20 protein-coding genes and 1 tRNA gene are annotated in these 19505 nt (G+C 33.2%); 9 read left to right on the top strand and 12 right to left on the bottom strand.

Features of this window, described 5'->3' with window-relative positions; all coding sequences use genetic code 11:
* Positions 1 to 9 precede the first annotated feature (9 nt).
* The 5 genes from rsxA to rsxC are packed head-to-tail and all read right to left on the bottom strand — an operon-like array spanning position 10 to position 4202.
* Positions 10 to 585, bottom strand: a complete 576-nt coding sequence (gene rsxA, locus BZ25_RS08545; RefSeq protein WP_012208452.1) for an electron transport complex subunit RsxA — start codon at positions 583 to 585, stop codon at positions 10 to 12.
* On the bottom strand, positions 582 to 1202 hold the full coding sequence (rsxE, locus tag BZ25_RS08540; RefSeq protein WP_012208451.1) for an electron transport complex subunit RsxE: 621 nt from the start codon (positions 1200 to 1202) through the stop codon (positions 582 to 584). Before rsxE ends, rsxA begins: the two co-directional genes overlap by 4 nt.
* A gap of 4 nt (positions 1203 to 1206) precedes the next feature.
* The gene (locus tag BZ25_RS08535) at positions 1207 to 1905 is read right to left on the bottom strand and encodes an RnfABCDGE type electron transport complex subunit G (protein WP_103065067.1); all 699 of its coding nucleotides are present in this window, start codon (positions 1903 to 1905) and stop codon (positions 1207 to 1209) included.
* Positions 1898 to 2878: an RnfABCDGE type electron transport complex subunit D gene (locus tag BZ25_RS08530; RefSeq protein WP_012208449.1), complete on the bottom strand. Its 981-nt coding sequence runs from the start codon at positions 2876 to 2878 to the stop codon at positions 1898 to 1900. The genes BZ25_RS08535 and BZ25_RS08530 overlap by 8 nt, the downstream gene beginning before the upstream one ends.
* A gap of 1 nt (position 2879) precedes the next feature.
* Positions 2880 to 4202, bottom strand: a complete 1323-nt coding sequence (gene rsxC / locus BZ25_RS08525; RefSeq protein WP_121514704.1) for an electron transport complex subunit RsxC — start codon at positions 4200 to 4202, stop codon at positions 2880 to 2882.
* 346 nt (positions 4203 to 4548) lie between these two features.
* Between rsxC and BZ25_RS08520 the strand changes: the two genes are divergently transcribed.
* The gene (locus BZ25_RS08520) at positions 4549 to 5829 is read left to right on the top strand and encodes a sigma-70 family RNA polymerase sigma factor (RefSeq protein WP_121514703.1); all 1281 of its coding nucleotides are present in this window, start codon (positions 4549 to 4551) and stop codon (positions 5827 to 5829) included.
* Between the two features lie 87 nt (positions 5830 to 5916).
* A tRNA-Glu gene (locus BZ25_RS08515) sits at positions 5917 to 5991 on the top strand.
* A gap of 108 nt (positions 5992 to 6099) precedes the next feature.
* On the opposite strand, the gene BZ25_RS08510 is transcribed toward BZ25_RS08515, so the two are convergent.
* The 6 genes from BZ25_RS08510 to rpmH are packed head-to-tail and all read right to left on the bottom strand — an operon-like array spanning position 6100 to position 9794.
* Positions 6100 to 6927 (bottom strand): hypothetical protein, encoded by an 828-nt coding sequence (locus BZ25_RS08510; RefSeq protein WP_121514702.1) that lies wholly within the window; start codon positions 6925 to 6927, stop codon positions 6100 to 6102.
* 58 nt (positions 6928 to 6985) lie between these two features.
* Entirely contained in the window at positions 6986 to 7639 is a 654-nt protein-coding gene (jag, locus tag BZ25_RS08505) for an RNA-binding cell elongation regulator Jag/EloR (RefSeq protein ID WP_121514701.1), read from the bottom strand.
* Positions 7640 to 7647: 8 nt separating this feature from the next.
* Positions 7648 to 9036 (bottom strand): membrane protein insertase YidC, encoded by a 1389-nt coding sequence (gene yidC, locus BZ25_RS08500; RefSeq protein ID WP_049755240.1) that lies wholly within the window; start codon positions 9034 to 9036, stop codon positions 7648 to 7650.
* Position 9037: 1 nt separating this feature from the next.
* On the bottom strand, positions 9038 to 9307 hold the full coding sequence (gene yidD / locus BZ25_RS08495) for a membrane protein insertion efficiency factor YidD (RefSeq protein ID WP_012208443.1): 270 nt from the start codon (positions 9305 to 9307) through the stop codon (positions 9038 to 9040).
* Positions 9304 to 9660, bottom strand: coding sequence for a ribonuclease P protein component (gene rnpA, locus BZ25_RS08490; RefSeq protein ID WP_121514700.1), 357 nt, complete (start codon positions 9658 to 9660; stop codon positions 9304 to 9306). Before rnpA ends, yidD begins: the two co-directional genes overlap by 4 nt.
* Positions 9660 to 9794 (bottom strand): 50S ribosomal protein L34, encoded by a 135-nt coding sequence (gene rpmH, locus BZ25_RS08485; RefSeq protein WP_012208441.1) that lies wholly within the window; start codon positions 9792 to 9794, stop codon positions 9660 to 9662. Before rpmH ends, rnpA begins: the two co-directional genes overlap by 1 nt.
* A gap of 294 nt (positions 9795 to 10088) precedes the next feature.
* Between rpmH and BZ25_RS08480 the strand changes: the two genes are divergently transcribed.
* From BZ25_RS08480 to BZ25_RS08470, 3 genes are all read left to right on the top strand, one after another.
* Positions 10089 to 10988: a DUF89 domain-containing protein gene (locus BZ25_RS08480; RefSeq protein ID WP_121514699.1), complete on the top strand. Its 900-nt coding sequence runs from the start codon at positions 10089 to 10091 to the stop codon at positions 10986 to 10988.
* 37 nt (positions 10989 to 11025) lie between these two features.
* Positions 11026 to 12537 carry a bifunctional UDP-sugar hydrolase/5'-nucleotidase gene (locus tag BZ25_RS08475; RefSeq protein WP_121514698.1) on the top strand — a complete coding sequence of 504 codons (1512 nt, stop codon included), beginning with the start codon at positions 11026 to 11028 and terminating at the stop codon, positions 12535 to 12537.
* A 135-nt stretch (positions 12538 to 12672) separates the two neighbouring features.
* The gene (locus tag BZ25_RS08470; protein ID WP_121514697.1) at positions 12673 to 14565 is read left to right on the top strand and encodes a 5'-nucleotidase C-terminal domain-containing protein; all 1893 of its coding nucleotides are present in this window, start codon (positions 12673 to 12675) and stop codon (positions 14563 to 14565) included.
* A 153-nt stretch (positions 14566 to 14718) separates the two neighbouring features.
* Here the strand turns inward: BZ25_RS08470 and mutL are convergent, their stop codons facing one another.
* On the bottom strand, positions 14719 to 16584 hold the full coding sequence (gene mutL, locus BZ25_RS08465; RefSeq protein WP_121514696.1) for a DNA mismatch repair endonuclease MutL: 1866 nt from the start codon (positions 16582 to 16584) through the stop codon (positions 14719 to 14721).
* 127 nt (positions 16585 to 16711) lie between these two features.
* Between mutL and BZ25_RS08460 the strand changes: the two genes are divergently transcribed.
* The 4 genes from BZ25_RS08460 to BZ25_RS08445 are packed head-to-tail and all read left to right on the top strand — an operon-like array spanning position 16712 to position 19495.
* A complete protein-coding gene (locus BZ25_RS08460) occupies positions 16712 to 17869 on the top strand; it encodes a glycosyltransferase family 4 protein (RefSeq protein WP_121514695.1) in 1158 nt (385 codons plus the stop codon).
* On the top strand, positions 17866 to 18285 hold the full coding sequence (locus tag BZ25_RS08455; protein WP_103065080.1) for a Mini-ribonuclease 3: 420 nt from the start codon (positions 17866 to 17868) through the stop codon (positions 18283 to 18285). Before BZ25_RS08460 ends, BZ25_RS08455 begins: the two co-directional genes overlap by 4 nt.
* On the top strand, positions 18258 to 18980 hold the full coding sequence (rlmB, locus tag BZ25_RS08450) for a 23S rRNA (guanosine(2251)-2'-O)-methyltransferase RlmB (protein ID WP_103065081.1): 723 nt from the start codon (positions 18258 to 18260) through the stop codon (positions 18978 to 18980). Before BZ25_RS08455 ends, rlmB begins: the two co-directional genes overlap by 28 nt.
* Before the next feature lie 32 nt (positions 18981 to 19012).
* The gene (locus tag BZ25_RS08445; RefSeq protein WP_012208433.1) at positions 19013 to 19495 is read left to right on the top strand and encodes an OmpH family outer membrane protein; all 483 of its coding nucleotides are present in this window, start codon (positions 19013 to 19015) and stop codon (positions 19493 to 19495) included.
* The last annotated feature ends 10 nt before the right edge of the window (positions 19496 to 19505 follow it).

Genomic DNA, 19505 nt, shown 5'->3' with positions numbered 1-19505 from the left:
TCTCCCTTTTCATAATTTCACCAAACCTGAAAACCCCATAAAAGCCATTGAAAGAAGTCCAGCCGTTATTAGCGCTAAAGCGGTACCTTGGAAGGGTTTTGGGACATTGTTTAGTTGCATTTTTTCTCTTATTGAAGAAAATATTATTAATGCCAGCGAAAATCCCAATCCAGAGGCAAAAGAGTTTACCAAACTTTCGATAAAGGTGTAATTAGTTTGTATGTTTAACAATGCGATCCCCAATATTGCACAATTGGTTGTTATGAGTGGTAAGTATATCCCCAAGGCTTCGTAAAGGGCTGGACTTGATTTCTTAATAAAGAACTCAACAAATTGAACAAGTACAGCAATTACCAAAATAAACACGATCGTTCTTAAAAATTCTACTCCAAGCATTATTAGTATCTGATTTAAGAGCCAAGTTATTACTCCTGCTATCGTCATGACAAAAATTACTGCGATAGACATTCCAACAGCGGAACTTTTGCTTCTAGAAACTCCTAAAAAAGGGCAAATACCTAAAAATCTAGTTAAAATAATATTGTTTACCAAAGCGGCTGAAATAAAGAGAAGGATAAGATTCATTTTTTAGCACCTGCCTTCTTCTTTTTGTTTTCTCTACTTATACCTATCGAATTGAACATTCCAAGTAAAAGTCCTAAAGTAATGAATGCGCCAGGTGGTAGTATGAAAAGGTATAAGTTGAGGGCGTCTCCCCACACCGTAAAACCAAAGATCGTTCCGTTACCCAATAATTCTCTTACTGATCCCAATAATACGAGTGCTCCTGTAAAACCTAAACCGATTCCCAAGGCATCAAATATTGAATCTAATACCCCGTTTTTTGATGCGAAAGATTCTGCCCTTCCCATTATGATACAGTTCACAACTATCAAAGGTATAAATATTCCCAAAGTCTGCCATAATTCGTATGTTAGTCCGTGCATTATGAGATCTATCATTGTTACAAAAGAAGCTATAATAACAATATAAATGGGTATTCTTATCTTTTTAGGAACTATTTTCCTGATCAAAGAGATTACAATGTTTGACATTGTTAAAACAGCTAGAGTAGCTATTCCCATACCCAAACCATTTTCTGCGCTTGTAGTTGTAGCTAAAGTAGGGCACATTCCTAACACTTGAACAAAAGTTGGGTTGTTTTTTATCAAACCGTTGGTAAAGTTTTTCAGATCCGCCATCTTTTCACATCACCCCTTCCTCTTTTAAAAATTCTACAGCTGCATTAATAGAATCAGCAACGGCTCTTGGAGTTATTGTTGCTCCTGTCATTACATCGCTAGTTTTCACTACACCTTGTTCTTTGTAACTATTTATTGAATTAGTTGGGACAGTTACGCCGGCGTCTTTATCGACTTTAACACCTACATTTAAACCTGATTCTGGGATCAAACTAAATCTTTTTTTCACGGGTTCTTCAGAGATTTTGGCCCCAAGCCCTGGAGTTTCTTGTGAATAATTTATTACTTCTATTTTATTCAAAGTAATTTGGACATCATCTTTTTTGATGAATGAAATAACGCTAACCACATCTCCTCCGTAACCTACTCCTGAAACTGTCATGACATAAATTTCGGTGTTGTTTTCCGTGAACTTATAAACCGGGGAAAAAACTTTTGCGTTTTTTGGACTTACGTATAAAACACCATCTTGATCTTCTTTCCATATATTTTTTTCTAACTGTTCTTCATTGGTAGGAATATTAGAAACTAAATATTCACCAGTATTTGCATCTTTTAATACCTCTTCTATAGCTGACAATGTATTATTGAATTCTGATTGTACTATCATTGGATTGACAAAATTATACACAATAGATACTAAAAGACCGGCAGCAACCATAAAAGCGGTTAAGATTAAACCTGTTTTTATATATTCACGCATGTTTTATCTCCCCTTTGGTTGTTCCATAAATTTTTGGTTTTAGCCAATCATCTATCAAAGGGACAAAAGCGTTCATGATAAGAATTGAAAAGGAAACACCTTCGGGGTAGCTACCAAAAAATCTTATGATCATCGTCAAAATACCAGCTCCCACACCAAAAACGAGCTGGCCCATTTTGGTCATTGGAGAAGTAACCATATCCGTTGCCATGAACAAAGCACCTAATATTAAGCCACCTGCTAAAAGATGGAACAAGGGAGTTCCAAATTTGGTAGGATCAACCATGTAAAAAACAGAGCTAAAAATTAAAACCGTTCCTATATAGGATACAGGGATCATCAATTTTATTCTACCTTTAATGACTAAGTATATGAAACCAATAATTAAAGCTAAAGCGCTAACTTCTCCGATAGAACCGGGAATTGTTCCGATGAACATATCCCAGTAAGTATAATTTTGGAGTACTGTGCTCATTCCTTCTTCAGAAATTATTCCCAGTACGGAGGCAGAAGTAACAATATCAGGATTCTGGTAATAAAAAGGTACATACCAGGTGGTCATAGCTGTAGGGAAAGATATCAACATAAAAGCCCTTCCAACTAAAGCAGGGTTAAAAAAGTTTTGACCTAACCCCCCAAATACTTGTTTCGCTAAAATTATCGCAATGACCACTCCTAACATAATTTGCCACCAGTTAACAGCTAAAGAAAGGTTCATACCTAAGAGTAACCCTGTAACAGAAGCGGAAAAATCAGGGATGTGATCCTTTTGCTTTCTTATAAAACGAACGATCGAAAAATCCAACATTTCTGCAAAAACCATAGAAAATAACATAATAAAAAGTGCTCGAAAACCAAAGATCCACGTTGAAGCAATAACCGCAGGTATCAATGATATCAAAACATCGATCATAATTTTACGAGTGGTATTGGTAGTTCTAAAATGGGGAGCTGCCTCAGTGCTAAGATTCAACTCAAACCCTCCTTTTTTGAATGGCTTTTATAACCTTTTTTGTTGTCTTGAATGTTTTAACTAGATCTATATTTGATGGACAAATGTAAGAACAAGCACCACATTCTATACAATCCATAATTCCATTTTCTTGTGCGATGTCGTTTTTCCTAGCATCAGCAAGTTTTTTTAGGTAATAAGGTTGAAGTCCCATGGGGCATGCTTTAACACAAGAAGCACATCTAATACATGGATATTCATGCTTTTGTGGTATCTCTTCTTTTGTTAATACGGTGATCGCATTGTTTCCCTTGAAAGTCGGTAAATCAATATTTGGTAAAGGTAATCCTGTCATTGGTCCACCATAGATTATTCTGTCGATTTTTTCCTCTTCAACGAGTCCTACTTGATTTAAAAGGTCTGAAACCTTAGTTCCAATTCGGAACCAATAGTTACCAGGTTTTTTTACACCCCCACTCAAAGTGATACCACGTTCAACTAAGGGTTTCCCATTGATTACTGCATCATAAATTGCATAGGTAGTGGAAATGTTAAAAACTAAAGCCCCAGCGTCAATAGGTAATCCTCCTGAAGGGACTTCCCTTTTTGTGATAGATTTTATTAATTGTTTTTCTGCACCTTGAGGATATTTTGTTTTTAGAATTGCAACTTCGATATTTTCATTTTTTAAAGCGTTTTTCATGGCTTTTATTGCTTCAGGTTTGTTTTCTTCGATGCCCACATAAATTTTTCCCGGATTAACTATATATTCTATTATTTTTATTCCTTTAATGATTTCTTCTGTGTATGTTCTCATCATCATATCATCGACAGTTATGTAAGGTTCACATTCTGCTCCATTGATTATTAAGTAATCGACTTTTTTGCCAGCGGGTATACTTAATTTTACATGAGATGGGAACATAGCACCACCTAATCCCACTATACCGGCTTTTTTAACAATGTTAATTAATTCTTCCTTTGAAAACTTCTTAAAGTTTTCATCGTGTTCAATATACTCCCAAATATCTTCTGAAGTTCTTTTTATTACAATTGCGTTATCCTTTCTTCCTGTGGAGGTATTTATAAATGATTCTATACCAACAACTTCCCCTGTAACAGAAGCATGTATGTTTGCTGAAATATTGCCTGCAGCCTCTGCTATTAATTGACCTGTTTTTACCTGATCGCCTTCTTTTACGATTGGCTTTGCAGGAGCTCCTATATGGTTAGTTGTGAATAGGTATACAAAATCGGGCAAAGGTAACTTTTCAAAAGGTTTGTCCTTTGTAAAATGCTTCTTCTGAGGCGGATGTACACCACCTTTAAAAGTTAATGTTGGCACAAAGAAACCTCCTTTTTGTTTTTTAAGAAACTAAGAATTGAAAGCCTATATAAATTTTAGGTAATCTTCTATAACTTTTTTAAAGGGTTCAAAAGCGGTTCGAAAATTATTATAGCACGAAAGAATGTTCTAATTTCAACAACTTCTAAAGTTTTTAAGAAAAATTATTACATTTATGTATATTAATTGTTTTTTCATATTTATTTAATATTGTCACGCTATAATACTTAACAGAGATATAACTGTTTGTTTTAAATTAGTCTACTTTTTTTAAATGCTTCTCTATGATTTTATCATATAATATCTTCTTTTTTTATTCTAATTTTTTAATAGAAGGTGAGTTTTCATGATAGAAAAAGACAAAATCGAGGACTTCGAATCGGAGAGCACAGATTGCACTCAAGCTGATAAAAGCTCAAAAGTCAAAAAATATTCCTTGTCTTTAACTATTAAAAATAATCCTAATGCAATCACCGATGAAATTTTAAGAAAAATCAAAAAAAAGCTATCGAAGGATGAGAAAACAGTAACTTTTGAAGAAATTGACGAGTCTATACCTAGCCAAATGCGTGAAGATTTTACATTAGAATTTTTAATAAAGTTTTACAATGAATTAAAAAAATCTAATATTTCTGTAGTGGATAGCTCAATACATCATTTTTATGAAGAAGAAGAGGAAGAAGAAAAAGATTTAGAGAACAATGAAGATTTTAAAGATCCTGAAGAATACGATGAGATTTTCGAAGATTTTGCCGATGTTGAAGTTGAGATGTGTGATAATATTTCGTTGCAAGATCCGATTAAAATATATCTTAAAGAGATTAGTAAGAGCAAATTATTAACCCCTTCAAGAGAAAGAAAATTAGCAAGAAGGGCACAAATGGGAGATAAAAGAGCCAGAGAGGAACTTATAAAAGCTAATCTGCGATTAGTTATTAGCATCGCAAAAAGATATGTTGGTCATGGATTAGGCTTTTTGGATCTCATACAAGAAGGAAATATTGGCTTAATGAAAGCCGTTGCTAAATTTGATTGGAAAAAAGGTTACAAATTCTCTACTTATTCTTATTGGTGGATACGCCAGGCTATAACAAGAGCGATTGCTGATCAAGGAAGGACTGTAAGAATTCCAGTACATTTGGTAGAAACGATTAATAGAATGAATAGGGTCGTAAATAAGTATATTCAAGAAAATGGAGAAGTACCTGATTTAGAAGAACTCTCTGTTTTGATGGACAAGCCGGTAGATAAGATGAAAGAGGTATTAATTAGTGCCAAAAATATATTCTCTTTAAATGCCCCGATTTCTAATGATGTAGATGCTGAAGGAGAAAGTGAGGTACTCGATTTTATTGATTCTGATTCACCTACCCCTGATGAAGAGGGAAGGAAGATGATTATTCGTCAAAAAATGGAAATGATCATTGATACACTTTCACCTAAGGAAGCTATGATACTAAAAATGAGATACGGTTTCGTAGATGGGAAACAGAAAACTCTCGAAGAGGTCGGAGAATTTTTTAACGTAACAAGGGAAAGAATAAGGCAGATAGAGTCCAAATCTATCAGGAAGTTAAAACATCCGGCTAGAAAAAAGATGATAGAAAATATTATCCAGGAATACTAAAGGGAAAATTTTAAGTCTCAAGCCTATTGACAAAGTAATTTATGGTTGATATAATAACTAAGGATTTGAAAATGAAACGATACAAATGGCCCCATAGGATAACGGCTAGTCCATTGGATTCTCAGTCCAAGAGTCAGGGTTCGATTCCCTGTGGGGCTGCCAGAATTAATAATCGGGTAGAAGATAGATAAGAATTATTATCAACCTTCTACCCGATAAATTTTTATTGTTTTTTTAAGGGAAGCTAGTTTGATTTATCGAAAAATTTAGTCACAATTTTTCTGTGGGAATGCTTCCACATTCAAAAACGTGATTGAAAAGATTAAAAGAACTTTCAAAAGCAGATTTCAACGTGTAACCTTTTATGATACTACTGATAAAATTAGCCTCAAAAGCAGATACAGCCTCTTCAAAATACTTTTTTTCTTTAACTTTTACTTCATATATTTTTTTATCAAAAGAGATTGCATCTTTTGCTATAATTAGCTTATTATCAGCTTTCAAATTATTGCTTTTTTCTGCTAATTCTCTATATGTCGTTTTAGAAATTAAAAAAAGATAATCACATGTAAATTTATCAATTTCATCTGTATAAGGTTCCCGTAAATCTACAAATAATCTTCTTTTTGCCTTAGTCAGATCGATTATCTTTTTGTTCCAGGAGTTATACACTATAAAAAGATTTTTTATATTATAGAGATATTCGGTAATAAATTCAGGTTCTACTTTTAAGTTTGTTTCACGATAATCAAGGTATTCAGTACTTTCTTCTATATTCCTAACTTTCCTCGTATTTCCTCCAGGTTTTTCAATCCAAATAATAGGAATTTCTTTTGTTTGAAAAGTTTTAAGTAAGAATTCAATATACTCATCAGGACTTAAAAAATCAAATATCGATGGTTTAAGATGAAAATAATCGTTCAAATAAATAACAACTCTTCCACCAGGTCCCGCTACCTCAGTTGTTATTTTGATATTATCTTTTATTTTTTTTATAATATGTTCGATTTCTATGCCACCTAAAACACCAATATCAGGAAGATTTTCTCTACTAATTATGGAAAGAACTTGCTCTTGATATTGGTAAACAGTTTTCAATTACGTTTCCTCCCACGATTTTTTAAACACTGTGGTTAGTGCTAATGTAATTTTTAATTTAATTGTGACCATTTTTTGAGGGATAAATCACAACTTTTCTATAAGGTTCTAAACCCATGGAAACGGTATGTAATTTGGGATAATTATAATTTATATACTTGTGAATTATTTTTCTTTCAAAGGAAAACATAGGGGCTAATTCCACCTTTTCGTTAGTAGATATTGCTTTTTTAGCAGCATTGTCAGCGATTAGTTCTAGGTTTTTTTTCCTATTTCTTCTGTAATCCCCAACATCCAATTTAACATCACATTTAGTATCCGTCATTCTATTGACATAAATCATGGTTAAATGCTGTAGTGCTCCAAGGTTTCGCCCTTGTTTGCCAATTACTTTACCCAAGTTTTCTCCTTCTAAAAAAACTTTCAAGGTCTTATTGTAATAATTAATATTGATATCAACATCTTCTTCAAAATAAGAAAGGATATTTTTCAAGAATTTTTTTACCTTATTGATAAGGTATTTCTCGTTGGGATAAGCTTCTATGATGAGGGGCTTTTTACCTATTCCAAAAAAGAATCCCTTAGAAGGCTCTTGAATAATCTTATAAGAAATCTCATCGATACATGATGCGTTAAAATTTGATTTTGCTTTTTCTAAAACCGATTCCAAATCAGTTCCTTCAAATTTTGTCTCACCTTGTAATTTAAACACTTATCATTTCACCTCCTGACAGGCTTTGGACCCAAACCAACGAGTTGTCTAAACGTAATACCTTTGACATTGTAAATCCTGTTGTACACAAATGTCAACAAGGTTTGTATTACAGTGTTCAGTGAATAATAAATGAATACTCCGACGGGTAATCCAATCAAAATGAAAGGAAACACCACAGACATAATTACCGACGTCCATGCGCTCCTGGCATCTTGCGACATTAAAAGGGCATTGATTAAAGAAGCAATTATGGCTAGTAATAGTAGGAAAAAATTGGCTTGGAAACCGCCTAGAGAAAGATCTGTCCATAAAAGGAATCTGGGATTGTATGCATAACTACCTTCAAAATAGTAGATTACTTGCCACAGTATGATCATAATGGGGAGAGGAATCAAAGAAGTCAAACATCCTCCGGCAGGGTTCACTCCTTTTTCCTTGTACAATTTCAGAGTTTCTTCTTGCTGTTTTTGAGGGTTTTTATATTTTTTTCTTATTTTCTCAAGTTCTGGTTGTAACTGTTTCATTTCGATCATGGATTTCTTTTGCCTGCCATATACGGGGAATAATATTGCATTTACAATGAGGGTAAAGAGTATTATAGCCCAACCAAAATTCCCTGTTACTTTAAATAGCCACCAGAAAAAGTTAACGAACCAATAAAAAATATTATTGAAAGGTCCAAACTTTCCTAAATCCTGCATTAAATCGATTACTGTAGAGTAAACGATCCCTTCTTCTATACCATCAAACGTTTCTTTTATAAAAATTTTTTTGGTTGGACCTAAATAAGAAATTATTTTTTGATCCGAATAATTTAATGGGAATAAGTATTGGTTTTGAGAGAATTCTATCTCTTCAGGCGTATAGATGGCTAGTGTAGAATCTAAAGCTTCTCCTGTTGAAACGGATTTATCAATGTATGAAACAAAAACATTACCACTGTATCTTATTCCCGAAGAAAAGGATATACTAGGTAAAACAACGTATCCATATAAATTTTTAAATTGAACATCAAAATGATAGTTTGGATCGTTGTAAAACTTATAAATCTTTTGCCCTCCGTTGGGGAAAAAGTAATTTACTTCAATATAACTTTGATCTTCCGCCAATCTGATATTATAGTTGCTTGGTAATATTTCTGTCATGTTTTGAGTATCTAAAATGTCGTAACTATCACCTGTATATTCATAGACTAAGTTGTATTTTTTCGTTCTGCTATCGTAGAGTTCGAAATTTAAAATGTGCCCATTTTGGTCTAACTTCAATCTATACAATTTCATTTCAATGTTAATTTCTTGATTCAATGAACTCTCTGATACTGTTATCTCAGGAATTGCAAAGGCGATAACATTTAAAAACATTAGTAACGTCAAAAAAAACAATCCTTTTTTCAAGTCATACACTCCTTCTGTGTTGTTTATTTTTTCCTTGCTTATGAACAAAAAAAGAAAACTTTTCAGGGACAGGATCGTAGCCCCCTTTGTGTAGTGGATTGCATCTGATAAAACGTCTAAATCCCAAATACAAACCTTTAAATACCCCGAACTTTTCCACCGCTTCATAGGTGTAAGATGAGCAGGTCGGTAGGTAGATACATTTGGGAGGAGTTGCAGGCGATATATGTTTTCTATAAAAATCAATAGACTTGAGAACAAGCTTTTTCATGCTTCTAACTTCCTCACCAATTTTAAAATTTGGTTTTTAATTTGAGAATAATCTATTCCTTTGAAATTTTTCGATAACTCTTTTCTTGGAATGAATACGAAATCGTATCCTAGTGGGAAAAAAGTTTTGTTAGTTCTATATATCTCTCTGATGTATCTTTTGATTAAATTTCTAATAACTGCGTTGCCAAATTTTTTGTTCACAATTATAGCGATTCTGTTATAATCCTTAGTATTTCGAAAATATATTATAACAAAATTATTGTCGATTAAGCGCCCGCCCTTTTCAAAAACATTTTTGAAATTCCTTTTTAATCGTAAACGTTCTTTTTTCTTGAAAGTTTGCCCTTCCATTATACTGTTAAACGTTCTCTGCCTTTTGCTCTTCTTCTTCTCAAAACATTTCTCCCAGTTGATGTTCTTTTTCTAGCTAAAAAGCCATGAGTTCTTTTTCTCTTTATCCTAGATGGTTGATATGTTCTTTTCATCTCTTCACCTCCAAATCCTTTTAAATTAAATGGTTTTATTAAAAATAAGATTGTTCCTTACTTAATTCCTCTTTAAGTACAAATTCAACCAATAGAAGCTAAATAATTGGTTTTAAAACTATCGAATATATTATAATGATTTAATGTTTTAATGTCAAGAAAGAGAAGTAACAATTTTTTTGGACAAATTTTTCTTAACAAAATACTAAATAAAGCTAATACTAAATTAATTAAACAGTGATAAAATTAAAAGTAGTTTTGTAGGGATTTTATAAGTTCGTGGGGTGAACAAAGATGAATATAGATTATGAATGTATTAATTGCCTTCTAAACCACTCTTCTGAGTTAATGTCTAAAGTTAATACTAACTCTTCAGATTCTCCTCATAACATTTTTGATAATTACAAAGAGGTAATTCTAAAAACATTCGGGGATACGACTTCAACCCACACACCTTATTATTTAGTAAAAACATTTTATGATTCTTTTTATGATGTTTTTGGTGAAAATGATTACTTTCATACAGAAAAAGCTGACCTAAACCAACTATTTTTAGAAGTTTACGATGATCTATTAGATTTTTGTTTGTCTAGCAAAGATCCTCTTTATACTGCTTTCAAATTATCACTGATGGGGGAGCTTTTTTGCCACAATTCGGGAAATTCCTTTGGTGAGTTAGAGATAGAAATCCAAAATTTTTTTAACACAAAGGGAGAAGCAATAAACGATTTAGAAAAATTTAAAAAAGAGCTAGAAAATGCCCGGCTCCTGCTTTTTATTCATAATTATGCTGGTGAAATAGTTTTTGATAAATTGTTTATAAAAGTATTAAAAGAATTATACCCCAACTTGATCGTTCACTCTGCTTTGAAATCTCGTCCGGTTTACAAATGTGCGACTAAAAAAGATGCCGATCAAATTTTTTTAAAAGAAGTTTCTATTCCTGTTGAAAGCGGGTCCAAATATTTAGGAACCGATTTAAGCTTCGTTAGTCCATCATTCAAAAATATCTACAATGAGGCAGATATTGTAATAGCTAAAGGACAATCTAACTTTGAAAGTTTGGTTGACGAAAATCCAAAAAAATCAATCTATTATTCTTTTATTGTTAAGTGTTCAAAAATTGCGAAGTATCTTGATGTGAACAAAGAAGATTTAATATTTAAGCGAAGCTGGGTTATGAGTGGTAGTTGATGTGTGATTGAAACCAACTCAAAAGGAGGGGAACAAGATGAAAAGATTCTTAGGTATTTTAGTTTTTATCGTATTGGTTTTATCGGTTTTTGCAGAGCCTAATCACTTAGTGATTTTCCACATGAACGATACTCACGGACATGTGTGGGGAACAGAAGATGGTGGAGGATTTGCCAGAGCAGCTACTCTGATAAATCAAGCAAGAGAAGAAGTAGCTAAGGAAGGTGGAGAAGTTCTTTTTCTACATGCCGGCGATGTAAACACAGGGATTCCAGAATCCGACCAATTGGATGCAGTTCCTGACTTCTTGGCGTTGCATTACATGGGTTTGGATGCTATGACTTTGGGCAATCATGAATTTGACAAACCTTTTGAAGTGCTTGAGAAACAGTATGAAGTAGCACAGTTTCCTTTTTTAGGGGCAAATTTTGTCAACGAGAAACGTGGTGGACCAGTTTTTGAACCATACGTTATAAAAGACTATGGTGATTTCTCAGTTGGAATTATAGGTCTTGTTACTGAACAAACAAAAGTTTTAGAGCCAATTTATTTGGGTGAGAATACGATTGTAGATGCAGAAGAGACTTTGAAGAAATATCTCCCAATTGTTCAAGAAAAAGCCGATGTAGTTATCGTCCTCGGACACTTAGGCTATCATGCAGATGGAGGAAGGCCTAACTTGTCTGTTGAGTTCACTACCTCAGATGAGCTGGCTGAAAATGTATCTGGAGTAGATATTATAATAGACGGACATTCTCACACATTGTTAGAAACACCTGTGGTAATCAATAATGTTATAGTAGCTCAAACTGGAGAAAACGCAGAGAATATAGGAAGGATAGATTTATGGATCGATGATGGTAGGATAGTAGATTGGAGAGGAGAAGTAATTCCACTAACATCTGATATCCCTGAAGATCCTTTCATAAAAATGTTTACAGATGCTTTTTATCAACTTGGATCGGAGGCTTTGAATGAGGTTGTTGGAGTGACAAAAGTATATCTCGATGGGGAACGAGCCCACGTTAGAAGTGACGAAACGAATCTAAGCAACCTTATAGCGGATGGTATGATTTGGAAAACAGGTGCAGATGTTGCTTTAATGAACGGTGGCGGGATAAGAGCCTCTATTGAAGCAGGAGAGATAACCTACAGAGACATTTTGACTGTTTTGCCTTTTGGAAACACATTGTACGTTTTAGAGTTGACTGGGAAAGACATAATGGATGTTTTAAATTATGCTGCTACAATTCCTGATGGTCAGGGAGCTAAGTTACATGTTGCGGGGTTAACTGCAGAAATAAAAGGTGGAAAAGCTACAAACGTAAAAATAAACGGTAAACCCATTGATTTGAACAAAACTTATAAAGTTGTTACCAACAACTATGTAGCTGCAGGTGGAGACGGATACACAATGCTTGCAGGTAAACCTGGTTACGATACATACTTTAGAGATGCGGATTCTTTACGTGAATATATTGCTCATTTGGGAACTATAGAAGATTATACTTCCCAAGAGAGATTGATAGAATTAGATCAAGTTAAGTAAACAATCTAAAAGGGGTGTAAGTAAAATCTACACCCCTTTTAGATTCATGTTAAGTAACACTTTTACTTCTTGTTTGGTATTTCTTTTTTTTTAACTTCTTTTTTGACGAAAAACTTAAAGCAAAGGGGTGATTTTATGTTAAAAAGAGGCATTTTATCGTTTGTTTTGTTTTTGAGTGTGTTCTCGTTGTTTTTTGCTGAGACGATAGAAGTCCAAATTTTAGCAACTTCAGATTTGCACGGACGCTTTTTACCTTATGATTATGCCTTAAACCAACCTAATTATAGTGGAAGTATTGCACAAGTCTATTCGATCATAAATGAGTTGAGAAGTGAAAATCCTGACGGAACTATATTGATTGACAATGGAGATACAATCCAAGAAAACCTTTCAAACATTTTTTTAGAAGATGCCATACATCCCATGATTTTTGCTATGAATGAAATGGGTTATGATGCATGGATTTTAGGTAATCATGAGTTTAACTATGGGGTCCCAACACTTAAAAAGATTATGAGACAATTCATGCCAGTGGATGATAATCCTAACAGTGTTTTGTGTGGCAATGTTTATAATCCCGATGGAACAAGGTTAGCTGCCCCTTATAAAATAGTTACCACAGGGAATGGAGTAAAAGTTGGAATAATAGGTATGGTTACTCCTAACATAGTAAAATGGGACGCTGCAAATTTGCAGGATTACATTGTTGTTGATCCTGTGGATGAGGTAAGAGTAGCAGTTGCACAACTAAAAGGACAAGTTGACGTGATTGTGGGAGCTTTTCATATGGGAATCGAAGAAGAATATGGGACCTATGGTTCTGGAATCATAGATATTCTAGAAAAGACACCTGATTTAGATGTTGTTATTGCGGGTCATTTCCATGAAAAAATTGCTGAAACTTACTATTATAATGGAAAGTTGTATAAAGCTGTTAATGGTAAGATTATCGATGATCAAAAAAATGACATTACGCAAGAAGTGAAGCTCAAAGGAACTTTAATTGTGGAACCCGGAAAATGGGGGCAGACGTTATCACAAGTGGTATTGGAACTACAGAAGGAAGGGGATAAGTACGTAATAGTTGATAAAAGTTCCGCCAATTACGATGTAAAAACTGCTACTGGAACAGTACCACCAGACAGTGAATTGGAGAAAAAGCTTCAACCTTTTCACTATAAGGCTTTAGACTATGCTAACGAGGTAATAGGAGAATTAAAAGGTGGATCTTTAGTTCCTCCAGATGAAATAAAAGGTATCCCACAAGTATACATACAGCCCACCGCTATGATAGATTTGATAAATTCCGTTCAAATGTATTATGGAGAACAACTAATAGGTGAAAAGATAGATGTATCAGCTTCTGCAGCTTTTAGATCGGATGCAAATATAAAAGAAGGCCCTATAAAAAGATCGGATATTTCTTTAATTTATAGATACGACAATACTTTGTATGTACTAGAAATAACGGGGAAGCAGTTGAAGAAATATATGGAATGGTCGGCTTCTTATTACAATCAATACCAACCTGGAGATTTAACTATTTCTTTCAACCAAAAAATTCCGGGTTATAATTATGATATGTTTAAAGGGGTTTATTACGAGATCGATGTTTCAAAACCCGTTGGTCAGAGGATAGTAAATTTAAGAAAAATAGATGGTACACCTATTCAAGATAATGATGTATTGACGTTGGCAGTCAACAATTATAGAGCAAATACCCAACTTTTGACATATGGTCCAATATTTGAAAAAGGAGAACAACTGCCAAAGCTTCTTGGTAGAACAGAAGATCATCCTGACTTTTCAGCTATAAGCGGAGGAGATCTAAGAAAACTCATAGAAAAGTATATAATAGAAGTAAAAAATGGTATGCTTACCCCAGAATATGAAGAAAATTGGAAAATAGTGGGTACCGATTGGGGTGAGGAATTGCATAATAAGCTTAAGGAATTATCCCACGAAGGAACCGTGGAAGTAAGCCCGTACGAACCTGTTAGAGTAGAGGATATTGAAGTATTTTTATAACTCCTAACTTCATAATATAATTACCAAGTAGGCTCATGAAATAAATTGTGTTTTCTTTATGAGTCGTCCAGATAAATGGAAAGAATGTTTCAGAAGAGTAATCTAATTACGTAATCATACTAAAAGGGGTGTAAGTAAAATCTACACCCCTTTTTAAGTCCTTCCAAAGTATTTATCTAAGGTTTTAAAGGTGATTTGGATCATTATCGGTCTACCATGTGGACAGGTTAGTAATTTTTTCTCAAAAATGTTGTTTAAAAGTGTTTCCATCCCCGTAGGATTATCTTTAGTTTTTACAGCTGCTCTACATGCCATAGTAGCTAAGTTCTTATCAAGTATGTTTGTTTGCTGATCAAAATTTGATATTCTTAGATCATCGGCTATCTCGAATATCAATTTTTCGGTATCATCAATTTTCACAAGTGAAGGGAGCCCTTTCACAATAATTTCTTTTTCATCTTCTTCTAGTTTTATACCCAATTTTTCTAAGTGATCTTTGTTTTCTAAAATTATTCCTTTTCTTACTTCATCTAGAGTTATTTTAACAGGGGTAAGTAGAAGGTCGGAAGTAAGTCCACCTTTTTCGTATAGATTTTCCTTTAAAATTTCGTATATATAACGTTCATGTGCGGCATGAAAATCTACTAAAAGTAATTTGTCTTCATCTTCAACTACGAGATATCTTTCAGCAACTATGCCCAAAATTCTTAACTTTTCTAAAGAATTAATTTTTTCAACAGGAGTAAACGGCTGACTCTTTTGATATTCAAACCCTTTAAAATCAAAGGTTTTTGAAGGTTCATAAAGTTTATAATTATTATCAAAATGATTATGTTCTTCTTGAAGATCTTCTATTTCAGAGTTATTAAAAAATTTGTCTGTAATTTCAAAATAATCTTTATTTGTATTGTTTTGTGAAAAATCAACTTTTTGAGAATTTTCGTTCTTGTTGTATAAATTTTGAACAGAAAACGAAGAAGTTTTTTTATTTGAATCAATTGTATCGTTACTACCTATAAATTCCACCGTAAAGTGAATGTTTTTCTTCAGGGTCTCTCTTACAACTTTTTTAAGTAAAGAAGCTATCATCTGTTCGTCAGTGAATTTTACTTCCAATTTTTGAGGATGAACGTTTACATCAACCATATCCGGTGGTATTTCTATGAATATTATTCCATAAGGATGAACTGATTTTTCAAGCATTTCACCGTAACCTGTTTCTAAAACGGAGTAGAGTGAGGCAGCCTTGATGTATCTGTTGTTTACAAAAAAATGTTGGGCAGTTCTGTTATTTCTTCCAACTTTGGGTTGTGAAATAACTCCAGATATTTTGCATAATGAGTCGTTGTGTTCAATTTCTATGAGATCATCTCTTTTTAACTCGGGATATATTTTTAAACATTTTGTAATTAGATCCATATCCGAAGAAAATTTGTAGATTTCTTTGTTTTCTCTTATGTATGTTAAGTTAATGTTGTTGGTGAAAGCAAACTTTTCTATAATCTCTGTAACGTATCTTCCTTCAGCAGAATCACTTTTAAGAAATTTTCTACGTGCAGGAATGTTAAAAAAAAGATCCATAATTTCTATTTTCGTTCCATTTGATGAATTAACCCTCTTTTTTTCTATTATTTTTCCACCTAATATTTCTAACATTGTTCCAACTTCTTTTTCAGGTGGTTTGGAGGTCATTTTCATTCTAGAAACCCTTGAAATTGAAGATAGGGCCTCACCTCTAAAACCAAATGTTTTTAGTTGATAAAGATCCTCAATAGAGAAAATTTTGCTTGTGGTATGAGGAAGTATAGATAATTCTAATTCTTCTTCTTCCATCCCAATTCCGTTATCATCGACTTTTATTAACGATTTGCCGCCATCAAGTATTTCAACAGTTATACTATCTGCTTGGGCATCTAAAGAATTTTCTACCAATTCTTTTACTACTGAGCTTGGGCCGGATACAACTTCTCCAGCTGCTATTTTCATTACCACTTCAGGATTAAGTACTTTTATTCTCATAAAAAACACCTCTTCAAAGTATAACAGTTCATATATTATTATATCATCTTTAAAAACTCAACCTCAAAAAATAGCGAATTTTTGTTATAATAAATACGTATAGGAATTTTATAAGGGGGAAATGCAATTGAATATAGGAATGTTTTCCGATACTTATTTACCGCAAAAAAATGGAGTTGCCACAGCTATAAAACTCTATAAGGATGAAATGGAAAAAAGGGGACACAATGTATATCTATTTGTTCCAAAATATAAATTTGACTACAAAAGGAACGATGATAAAATTTTTGAATTTCCGGCTGTTAAATTCCTCTTTGAGAAAGAGCAGAGGATTGCACTACCATTTTCTCCAGAAATTTTTAAAATTAAAGAGTTAAACTTGGATATAATACATTCTCATGATCCTTTTTCTATGGGAATTCTTGCAAGGGTTGTTTCACGCATGTTGAAGTTAAAACACGTAGCAACACACCATACCATGTATGATTATTATTTGCACTATCTACCATTGATAGTTAGACCCCAACCTGAATTTGTTCAAAGACTTATAAAAAATTGGTGTTTAAAAACAGATAAAATAATCGCTCCTACTGAGAATATAAAAGAGACGCTTGTTGAATATGGTGTACCTTCCGAACATATAGTAACTATCCCAACTGGGATAGACCTAGCTTCTTTTGATAAACCTATTAACTGGGATTTGAAAAAAGAATATCCACAAATAAAAGAAGATGACAGAATTCTTTTATTTGTAGGTAGGTTGGGAAAGGAAAAGAACATAAGTTTTCTTTTGAAGGTGTTTAAGAAAGTGCTTTTGGATGAACCAAAGGTAAAATTCGTTATTGTTGGTGGAGGGCCTGAAAAAGAAGAGTTGGAAAAGTTAGCTATGGACTTAAATATCACTGAAAATGTTATTTTTACAGGTCCACAACCAAGAGAAAAGGTTATAGATGCCTACAAACAAGCTTATTTATTTATTTTTGCTTCTTACACGGAAACACAGGGATTAGTTATTCTTGAATCTATGGCTGCTGGTACGCCGGTAGTGGCTTTGGGTAAATTAGGTGTTTATGATATACTTTCTCAAGAAGGTGCAGGTGGAATTATGATCAAAGATTTAAATGAAGATGATTTTTCTCATGAGATACTTAAACTATTAAGAGATTTATCGTCATACGAAGGAATAAAAAAGAAAGCTGAAATTTTTGTGAAAGATAATTATTCCATCGAAAAGTGTGTAGATATGATTTTGGAACTATATAAAAGGGAGATAGTAAGTGTATGAAAGAATTTGAGGAAATAATAAATCTCCAACTTGCGGATCTGCGTGAAATACCTATCGAGAACTTTTCCTATATTGGAGATGCTGTTATAGGTTTGATTTACAAGGTGAAATTGCTAAAGGATGGAAGGATAAAGACAAGAGACCTTTATGAAAAAACAAAAGATTTTTTAAGTGCAAAAGCTCATTCGAAGTTTGTTGATATTGTGTTAGATCATTTAACTCCAATAGAAATGCAGTATTACAAGCGTGCGGAAAATTCCAACGGTGCCAAGAAAAGAGGCAACGATAATGATTATAGGAAATCTACAGGATTTGAAGCGGTCATTGGATATCTTTTTTTGACTAAAAGTTACTCAAGAATCGAGGAATTATTGGGAGTGATCGATAATTGTATATATACGGAAAAAACATATTAAAAGAGATTATTGAAGCTCGTTACCCTGTAAAGCATATTTTTTTCAGTAGTTCTAAAACAGAAAGAGGATCTTTAAAAGAAATCGTCGAAGATGTTGCAAATTTAGGATATTCCTACAGTTTTTCCCCCAATGAAGTTTTGGAAAAGATGGCTTTAACAAACAAACATCAGGGAATCGTAATTGATATGGGGAACGATTTTAAATATGAAAATTTGGATATTATAGAAGGAAAGGAAAAACTGTTTTTAGTAATCTTGGATCAGATTCAAGATCCGCATAATTTTGGAGCTATTGTAAGGACTTCGGTGGCCGCGGGGGTTGACGCCATTATAATACCAAAAGATAATGCTGTTGAAGTCACCCCTGTTGTTATAAAAGTATCTTCTGGTCAAATATTTAAGATACCGATAATTAAAGTAACCAATCTTTCAAATACAATAGAGACATTAAAGAAGGAAAATGTTTGGGTTTATGGAGCAGATGTTGAGGGTAAACCTTATTATGAAATCGATTGGCAAGGAAAAATATGCTTGGTTTTTGGAAATGAAGGAAACGGCATTCGAAAAAACGTTAAAAACCATTGTGATGAATTAGTAAGCATTCCGATGTTTAACAACGTTGAGTCTTTAAATGTATCGGTTAGTGCAGGAATTATACTTTTTGAAGCGAAGAAACAAAGAATTTTTAATATGTAATTATAATTCAAAATTTTATGGAGGTGTATGTTGTGAGTAATACAACAAGAAAAGTTTTTACTGTGATGGTATTTAGCATACTGTTTGCTGTTATTTCATTTTCTCAAACGGATTCAACTCTCAAAATTGGTTATGTGAATTTTGAAAAGACAGTAGAAAGTTATTACAAATGGAAGGATTTGGAATCAATGTATCAAATTGATCTACAATATTATCAAGGAAAAATCAATGAAATGGAACAACAGTTCAAGGATTTACAGAGTTCGGGGGCAACTGAGGAAGTCCTGCAACAAAATCTTCAACAATTACAAACTCGTGTAAATCAATATCAACAGGAATTGCAAAATGAGTATCAACAGAAAATGGCAAATATCACTTCGGAAGTAACAGTGAAGATAGCTCAGTATGCAAAAGAAAATGGGTACGATTTAATTTTAAATGAAATTGGTGTAGTTTATTACAATCCAGAATTAGATTTAACGGAAAAAATTATTCAATATTTGAATGAGAATTAAAAATAAATAA

The sequence above is a fragment of the Petrotoga sp. Shatin.DS.tank11.9.2.9.3 genome, from assembly GCF_003665005.1.
In the GTDB taxonomy this organism is placed as follows: Bacteria; Thermotogota; Thermotogae; order Petrotogales; family Petrotogaceae; genus Petrotoga; species Petrotoga mobilis.
The sequence above is the reverse complement of the archived record's forward strand: the minus strand, read 5'-3'. Positions and strand labels throughout refer to the sequence as shown.

Coding starts and splice junctions, on each gene's coding strand:
- BZ25_RS08535 (WP_103065067.1), bottom strand. CDS start 1,905: ATGCGTGAATATATAAAAACAGGTTTAATCTTAACCGCTTTTATGGTT.
- mutL (WP_121514696.1), bottom strand. CDS start 16,584: ATGAGAATAAAAGTACTTAATCCTGAAGTGGTAATGAAAATAGCAGCT.
- rpmH (WP_012208441.1), bottom strand. CDS start 9,794: ATGAAAAGAACATATCAACCATCTAGGATAAAGAGAAAAAGAACTCAT.
- yidD (WP_012208443.1), bottom strand. CDS start 9,307: ATGAAAAAGCTTGTTCTCAAGTCTATTGATTTTTATAGAAAACATATA.
- rnpA (WP_121514700.1), bottom strand. CDS start 9,660: ATGGAAGGGCAAACTTTCAAGAAAAAAGAACGTTTACGATTAAAAAGG.
- BZ25_RS08455 (WP_103065080.1), top strand. CDS start 17,866: ATGAAAGAATTTGAGGAAATAATAAATCTCCAACTTGCGGATCTGCGT.
- rsxA (WP_012208452.1), bottom strand. CDS start 585: ATGAATCTTATCCTTCTCTTTATTTCAGCCGCTTTGGTAAACAATATT.
- rsxE (WP_012208451.1), bottom strand. CDS start 1,202: ATGGCGGATCTGAAAAACTTTACCAACGGTTTGATAAAAAACAACCCA.
- BZ25_RS08480 (WP_121514699.1), top strand. CDS start 10,089: ATGAATATAGATTATGAATGTATTAATTGCCTTCTAAACCACTCTTCT.
- BZ25_RS08520 (WP_121514703.1), top strand. CDS start 4,549: ATGATAGAAAAAGACAAAATCGAGGACTTCGAATCGGAGAGCACAGAT.
- BZ25_RS08470 (WP_121514697.1), top strand. CDS start 12,673: ATGTTAAAAAGAGGCATTTTATCGTTTGTTTTGTTTTTGAGTGTGTTC.
- BZ25_RS08475 (WP_121514698.1), top strand. CDS start 11,026: ATGAAAAGATTCTTAGGTATTTTAGTTTTTATCGTATTGGTTTTATCG.